Here is an 8165-nt window from a genome sequence, read left to right as displayed (position 1 = left end):
AGTAAAAGTTAAGTCTACAAAATGAGGACAAAAACATGGAATTAAAGCAAAAAAAACATCAGCTTCTTTGGGATGATTGGCGTTCACAGCTACAACATCGCATTACAACTGTTGAGGAACTCCGAGAATGGATAAATGTCAGCGAAGATGAAGAGCAAGCGATCAAAGCGTGTGTCGGGAAATATCGCTGGAGCATTACCCCCTACTATGCATCATTAATGGATAAGAATGATCCAAAGTGCCCCATTCGGCAGCAAGCAGTACCACAAATGCAGGAATTCGCACCTTATTTGAATGCATCTCCCGATCCTGTAGGCGACACATATTACCGTAAAACTAATCGAGTTGTACACAAGTATCCAGATCGAGTGATCATGCTGGTGACAGAGGTCTGTGCAGTGTACTGTCGTCACTGTACGCGCAAGTATCATACTACAGATTTGCAAGGTACTTACTTTGAGAAAAGCGAAGCAGTCTCGTGGGAAGAAGACTTTAATTATATTGCCAGCCATCCAGAGATCCGCGATGTACTACTCACAGGAGGCGATCCGTTGACCTATGGGGACAGCAAACTGGAATTAATTATCTCTCGTTTACGAAAGATTCCCCATGTGGAGATTATTCGTATTGGCAGCCGCTATCCAGTTTTGTTGCCTCAGCGCATCACACCAGAATTCTGTCAGATGCTCGACAAGTACCATCCTATTTGGTTAAATACCCACTTTAACCATCCTAACGAAATTAGCCTAGAGGCTGCACAAGCTTGCGATCGCCTATTAAGGCACGGTGTTGTAGTACAGAATCAAACTGTTCTCTTGAAAGGTATTAATGATGATCTAGAAACGATGCGATCGCTACTCAATAATCTACTTAAAATTCGCGTCCGTCCTTATTATCTCTATCACTGTGATAATGTCACTGGTGTCTCTCACTTTGTCACCAGCATAGAAAAGGGGCGTGAGATTATGCAGGGCTTATTGGGACATATGACCGGATTCGCAGTTCCCCAGTATATCATTACAACCTCTCTAGGTAAGATTCCTCTGTGGCAAGAGCAATTTCATCAAGACCAAAATGGATTCTGGATTGAAAACTATAAAGGAGAGACGATAAAAATGACAGGGCTACCAGATTCAAACAGCAAAGTTTAGAGATTAGGGAAACGGAGAATTTGTCCTTGATATTTCTCCACTCCAGCTGAATTTGGTAGGTACATATGACTCTGAAATCATTCTGTAAAAATAGAAATTATTTGAGAATTTTAAGCGCTATGTGCTGATTAGATCATAGGATTATGCAGCAACCAAGCGCACACATCGATTAGTAGTCCCAGTCCTAAAAGCCTTAAAATCCAACGGCAAAGTAAAACCGCAAGGCTTTACTTATACCGGAACTACTCCAAATTTAGACAAGGTAATTGCATGACTTCTAAAGTGTTAATAAATTCAACCGAAGCTAAACTTCCAGTTTTGGAAAAAGTCAAACCAGTAGGAGATATTTATTCACCTAAATACAGCCAAATTCAAGAAGACGAGTTTTGGCGTAAAATTCCTAAGTTTGAGAAAATTTCCTCCAAAGATTTTCTCAACTATAAATGGCAGAAAATTAATTCGGTATACACTGAAAATAAATTAATTAACATTATTAAAGGCATTGTTCCTGATGATTTCATTGAAGCTGCTTGTCAGGGATTTTCTCAAGTGCCAATGGCTGTGCGAATAACTCCCTATTTACTCAGCTTGATTGATTGGAATGACCCTTGGAACGACCCGATCCGTAAACAATTTATTCCGGTGAACAACCAGTTGATGGAAAACCATCCCATGCTGAGCTTTGACTCGCTGCATGAACTTGGAAATGCTCCTGTACCTGGTCTTGTTCACCGCTATCCTCAAAAAGCACTGTTTTTGCCACTCGATACTTGCCCAACTTACTGCCGTTTTTGTACCCGTAGCTATGCTGTCGGTAACGACACCAACATGGTGAAGAAAGCTAATCTAGCTATAGATCCCCAACGTTGGGAAGCGGTATTCAACTACATCGAGTCTTGTCCAGAACTTGAGGACATTGTTATTAGTGGTGGCGATACCTACAACCTATCTGCTAAACACATAAAAACCATTGGTTTTCGGCTGCTTCAGATACCTCACATCCGACGCATTCGCTTTGCAACCAAGGGACTTGCAGTGATGCCAATGAAAATTTTAACTGATGAGAAGTGGTTAGATGCCATAACCTCTGTACTGTCTTTAGGAAATAAACTCTACAAAGAAGTCGCTTTACATACACATTTCAATCATGCCAACGAAATCACGGATATAACTTTGCGTGCAATGAAGCTGTTGTTCGAGCGTGGTTTAATTGTACGCAATCAGACAGTACTTCTACGTGGTGTCAACGATACAGTTGAACAGATGCAACTTCTTGTCAAACGATTAAGTTATATTAATATTCAACCTTACTATGTTTATCAACACGACTTGGTTCAAGGCGTGGAAGACCTTCGCACTTCGGTTCAAACAGCGATCAACATTGAAAAAAATGTGCGTGGTGTAATTGCAGGCTTCAAAACTCCAACATTTGTCCTAGATACCCCAGGTGGCGGTGGCAAACGCTGCATTCATTCCTACGAATATTACAATCGTGAGACGGGCGTGAGCGTGTACACAGCTCCTGCTGTGAAGCCTGGAAAGTATTTCTTGTATTTCGATCCGCTGCACAGTCTGGGCGAAGGCATTCAAAAAGACTGGAAAAACCCCCAGCAACGGCAAAAAATCTGCGAGGAAGCACTCAACAAAGCTAAAACTGCCTACAGTTAATCGGGATCAGAGACTAGTTATTGCAGAACTGAACTCATCAACCCAAGACTCAACAAAATAAAAAAATTTCACATTTTCCTCTGCCTAGAGTTAGGCAATCTTAATTAACTCGTTACGAAAAAATGAAGTTGAAATTATATGGATAAGCAAATTGACATTGATAATAAAGCACTCTTGGCGGACAAACAAGCTATCCTCAACCTTCTACTAGAACAAGAAGGTTACACTGCTCTCCAAACCAGATTAATCACCCCTATTGCTAAAACAAGTAGTTTATCGCTGTCTTTTGCCCAGCAAAGACTGTGGTTTTTAGACCAATTAGAGCGGGAGAGTGCCACCTACAATATGCATTCTGCCGTGCGCCTAATTGGTCATTTAGACTTAGTTGCATTGGATATGGCTGTGCAAGAAATCGTTCGTCGTCACGAAGTCTTACGCACCGCCTTTAAGATAGTTAATGGAGAACCAACCCAAGCGATCGCTTCCTGCCTCAAAATCAGTATGCCAGTAGTAGACTTGCAAAATTTAGCAATATTAGATCAGTCTACCCAAGTGCAACGTTTAGCGTTCAAGGAAGCACAGCAACCATTTGACCTAACCAAAGCTCCCTTGCTGCGGGTTATTATAGTGCGTTTAGCACAACAATCCCATGTGCTGCTGCTGACAATCCACCACATTGTCTCTGATGGTTGGTCAACACAGATTTTTATCAGGGAGATGGCTGCACTGTATGAAGCTTTCTCAAGGGGAATGCCCTCCCCTTTACCAGAATTACCTATCCAATATGCCGATTTTGCCCACTGGCAACGGCAATGGCTAAAAGGGGAAGTCTTAAAAACTCAGTTAGCTTACTGGAAGCAACAGCTAGCAGGGATTCCTGCCTTATTAGAACTGCCGAGCGATCGCCCCCGTCCACCAGTGCAGACATTCACTGGCCGCACTGAGCGAATTCCCCTAAATGCCGATCTGACTCACAAACTGAGGCTTTTAAGCCAGCAGTCAGGAGCAACCCTGTTTATGGTGCTGCTGACGGCTTTCGTGATTTTACTCTCACGCTATAGCTCTCAGGAAGATATTGTCGTTGGCTCTCCCATTGCGAATCGTAACCGTAGTGAAATCGAATCATTAATTGGCTTTTTTGTCAATACTCTGGTGCTGCGTACCAAACTCCAGGGTAATCCCAGCTTTTTAGAGTTACTCAACCAAGTACGGCAAACGGCTTTAGACGCTTATGCTCATCAAGATACGCCCTTTGAACAGTTAGTAGAAGAACTGCAACCAGAGCGGAATCTGAGCTATTCTCCTTTGTTTCAGGTGGGGTTTACTCTCCAGAACGCAGCCACAGAAACCTTGGAACTACCAGGTCTAACCTTAACTGCTTTAGAAATTGAAAATACCACAGCCAAGTATGATTTGACCTTGTTCGTTGAAGAGATGGAGAATGAACTTATAGGGGCATGGGAATATAACAGCGATTTGTTCGATCTGGCAACAATTACCCAGATGGCACAGCATTTCGAGAACTTGTTAGAGGGCGTTGTAGCTAATCCCCAGGAAAAAATTACACAATTACCTCTTTTGAGTGCATCTGAACAAAATCAGCTGTTGGTGGAGTGGAATAACACTCAAGTTGAGTATGATTACGACAAATGTATTCACCAGTTGTTTGCATATCAAGTGGAACTTACCCCAGATGTAGTAGCAGTGGTGTTTCAAAAGCAACAACTAACCTATCGGCAACTGAACAGCCGCGCTAATCAGCTGGCACATCATTTACAAACGCTAGGAGTCAAACCAGGTGTACTGGTGGGTGTTTGTGTGGAGCGTTCTCCAGAGATGATCGTTGGACTTTTGGGTATTCTCAAAGCTGGCGGTGCTTATGTACCCTTAGACTCAGCTTATCCCCAAGAGCGTTTAGCCTATATGTTGTCAGATTCACAGGTCAAGGTGTTGTTGACTACAGAGAAGTTAGCAGCAAAGCTACCTGAATATGAGGCACATATCGTTTACTTAGATGCAAACTGGAAAATCATTTCTCAAGAAAGTCAGGAAAATCCAGTTAGTGAAGTTAAGCCTGAGAACTTAGCATATGTAATCTACACCTCAGGCTCTACAGGAAAACCCAAAGGAGTCTTAATTGCTCATCGCGGATTGTGCAATTTAGCACAGGTAAAGATTCGGGTCTTAAATGTGCAGTTAAACAGTCGTGTTCTGCAATTTGCTTCTTTTAGCTTTGATGCCTCAGTCTGGGAAATTTTTATCACCCTCTGTTCTGGAGCCAGCCTTGTTTTAGCAACACCGGAAGAGCTGCTGCCAGGGACAGCTTTAATTAAACTCTTACATGACCAAGCGATTACTCATGTAACGCTACCTCCGTCAGCATTAGCTGTTCTACCCCCAAGTGAACTACCAGCTTTACAAAATATAATCGTTGCAGGTGAAGCCTGTAGCCTAGATTTAGCAGTGCAATGGTCTAATAACCGCCGTTTCTTTAACGCCTACGGGCCAAGCGAATCAACTGTCTGTGCAACCATAGCCGAATATATTAAAGATAGCAGTCAACTGCCCATCGGTCGCCCCATTGCTAATACCCAAGTTTATATCCTAGACCAGTATCTCCAACCCGTTCCCGTTGGTGTAGCTGGAGAACTGCACATTGGTGGTGTTGGTCTTGCTCTCGGCTACCTGAATCGTCCAGAGGTGACACAAGAGAAATTTATTCCGAATCCGTTTAGCAAGCAACCAGGAAGTCGTCTTTATAAAACAGGCGATCGCGCACGCTATCTTCCAGATGGTAACATTGAGTTTCTCGGTCGTAGTGATCATCAAGTTAAGATTCGCGGCTATCGCATTGAACTAGGAGAAATTGAAACTGCGCTCTCCCAATTAAGAGAAGTCCAAGAAGCAGTAGTTATAGCACGAGAAGATCAACCGAACAACAAAAGCCTAGTCGCATACGTTGTACCACAACAGGAAAATCTCAATTCATTACACCAGCCAGAAAAATCAGCAAATGGTCAAGTAGAACTATGGCCTTCCGTAGCAGAATTCTATGTATATGACGAATTATTGTATTACGCTATGACCAACGACCATCGGCGCAATGATAGTTATAAAGTGGCTATTAATCAGTTGGTCAAAGATAAAATAGTCGTAGAAATTGGCACTGGTAAAGATGCAATTTTGTCTAGATTTTGTGCGGAAGCAGGGGCTAAAAAAATCTACGCAATTGAAAGAAATCAGGAAACTTGTCAACAGGCGAGAGCTTGCATCGCCAACTTAGGTTTGACAGACAAAATCACAATCATTCATGGAGATGCCACTTTAGTGAATCTACCAGAACTTGCTGATGTCTGCGTCTCAGAAATTGTCGGAGCAATTGGCGGGTCTGAAGGAGCAGCAGTTATTATCAATAACGCTAGAAGATTTCTTAAGCCTGATGGTTTGATGATTCCCGAAAGAAGCATTACTAAAATTGCTGCGGTGACTCTTCCCGATGAAATCTTAGAAAATCCTCAATTTACTACAACTTCGGCACATTACACTCAAAAAATATTTGAGCAAGTCGGATATCCATTTGATTTAAGGGTATGTATTAAAAAATTCCCTCAGGTAAATCTTCTGTCCAATGTGGATATTTTTGAAGACTTAAATTTCAATGAATTTGTTCACCCGGAATTTAACCATGAGGTTAAATTTGATATCCAGAAAAATGGGTGCTTGGATGGCTTTTTAGTTTGGCTGAATTTGCACACTATTGCAGGAGAAGAAATAGATATTTTGCAGCATGAGCATTGCTGGCTTCCTGTTTATTTTCCAGTATTTGAGCCAGGAATTGAAGTGTCGTGTGGAGATGTTATTGAAGCAATTTGTTCTAGAAAGCTTTGCGATAATAATCTCAACCCAGATTATTCAATCAAAGGTCATTTACTCAAAAAAAATGGAGAAATTATTAACTTTGAACATGTCTCCTACCACTATAAAAACAGTTTTCAGCAAACACCTTTTTATCAACGATTATTTGCTAACTTCTCAAGTGGAGAAAACAATCGCTCGGATAATTTCGTTCCCTTTTTAAGGGACAATCTCAGGGAACTCTTGCCCAACTACATGATACCCTCCAACTTCGTTGTACTAGAAAGTCTACCACTAACACCAAACGGCAAGATAGACCGCCGCGCTTTACCAGCGCCGGAGAACTCTCATGTTACTAGAAAACATAGCCTTGTCCTACCGCGTTACGTTCTAGAAATGCAACTTGCTAACATCTGGGAAGAAGTTTTAGGTATTCATCCTGTGGGAGTTCAGGACAACTTCTTTGAAATCGGCGGTCATTCCCTTTTAGCTGTCCACCTAATGGCTCAGATTCAAGAGCAACTAGGAAAAAATCTCCCCTTAGCTACACTCTTGCATAATCCGACAGTTGAACAGATGGCTAGCATTATTAGTCAGAAAGCAGATACCTCACTTTGGTCTCCCTTGGTAGCAGTTCAACCGCATGGCTCAAAACGACCGTTTTTCTGTGTACCTGGAAGTGCCACAGATGTAATCGAATTTTATCATCTGGCTGGTCATTTAGACCCCGAACAACCATTCTATGGTTTACAACCACGAGGTCTTGATGGTGAACTCGAACCTCACACGCGAATTGAAGAAATGGCCAGCTGTTACATCAAGGCGATAAAGACAGTTCAGCCGCAAGGGCCTTACCTTTTGGGTGGTCATTCCTTTGGAAGTTTCGTAGCCTTTGAAATGGCTCAACAATTACAAAAGCAAGGGCATGAGGTAGGCTTGGTTGCTATCTTAGACACAATGTCTCCAGTTCATAGCTTGCAAAAGCCGATAGATGATTGGGATGATACCCAGAATTTGAACCTTTTTGCTCGGTTAATGGAACGCTTTTTTGACAAAAAAGTTGAGTTATCACAGGATATTCTTTCTACTTTAGATCCCGACGGACAATTAAACTATTTTGGGGAACGATTGAAAGCAGCTAATCTTTTACCACCACAGATCGGAACAAAACAACTGCAAGGTTTTTTGAAAGTGACCAAAGCTGTCAGCCAAGCTTACGATGTTTATCAGCCATACAACGATCGCCAGACTAAAATTACTTTTTTCCGAGCTAGCGAAGATAATCCTGAAGATTTTCAAAGTGTAGCTGAGTTTTCTGAGATTTTGAAAGATCCCGCCTGGGGATGGAACGAATTTTCTGCTGAACCTGTGGAAGTTTATTTTGTTCCAGGTGATCATGTGACAATGATGACCGAACCTCATGTCCAGATTCTAGCCGATCGCTTGCAAGTCTGCATTGACCGGGCACAGGTAAATAGTGGAGTCAAATAA

The 8165-nt window shown here is 42.2% G+C and carries 3 protein-coding genes; all 3 read left to right on the top strand.

Annotated features, from left to right (window positions below):
• Positions 1-35 precede the first annotated feature (35 nt).
• The 3 genes from blsG (at position 36) to RMX98_RS29085 (ending at position 8165) form a co-directional block, all read left to right on the top strand.
• Positions 36-1151, top strand: coding sequence for an arginine 2,3-aminomutase (blsG, locus tag RMX98_RS29095; RefSeq protein ID WP_322682118.1), 1116 nt, complete (start codon positions 36-38; stop codon positions 1149-1151).
• A gap of 270 nt (positions 1152-1421) precedes the next feature.
• Positions 1422-2819 carry a KamA family radical SAM protein gene (locus RMX98_RS29090; RefSeq protein ID WP_322682117.1) on the top strand — a complete coding sequence of 466 codons (1398 nt, stop codon included), beginning with the start codon at positions 1422-1424 and terminating at the stop codon, positions 2817-2819.
• Positions 2820-2957: 138 nt separating this feature from the next.
• Positions 2958-8165: a non-ribosomal peptide synthetase gene (locus RMX98_RS29085; RefSeq protein ID WP_322682116.1), complete on the top strand. Its 5208-nt coding sequence runs from the start codon at positions 2958-2960 to the stop codon at positions 8163-8165.

It is taken from the genome of Nostoc sp. DedQUE02, assembly GCF_034531035.1.
GTDB lineage: Bacteria > Cyanobacteriota > Cyanobacteriia > Cyanobacteriales > Nostocaceae > Nostoc.
Note: the sequence above shows the minus strand (reverse complement) of the source record. Positions and strands in the feature narration are given on the sequence as shown.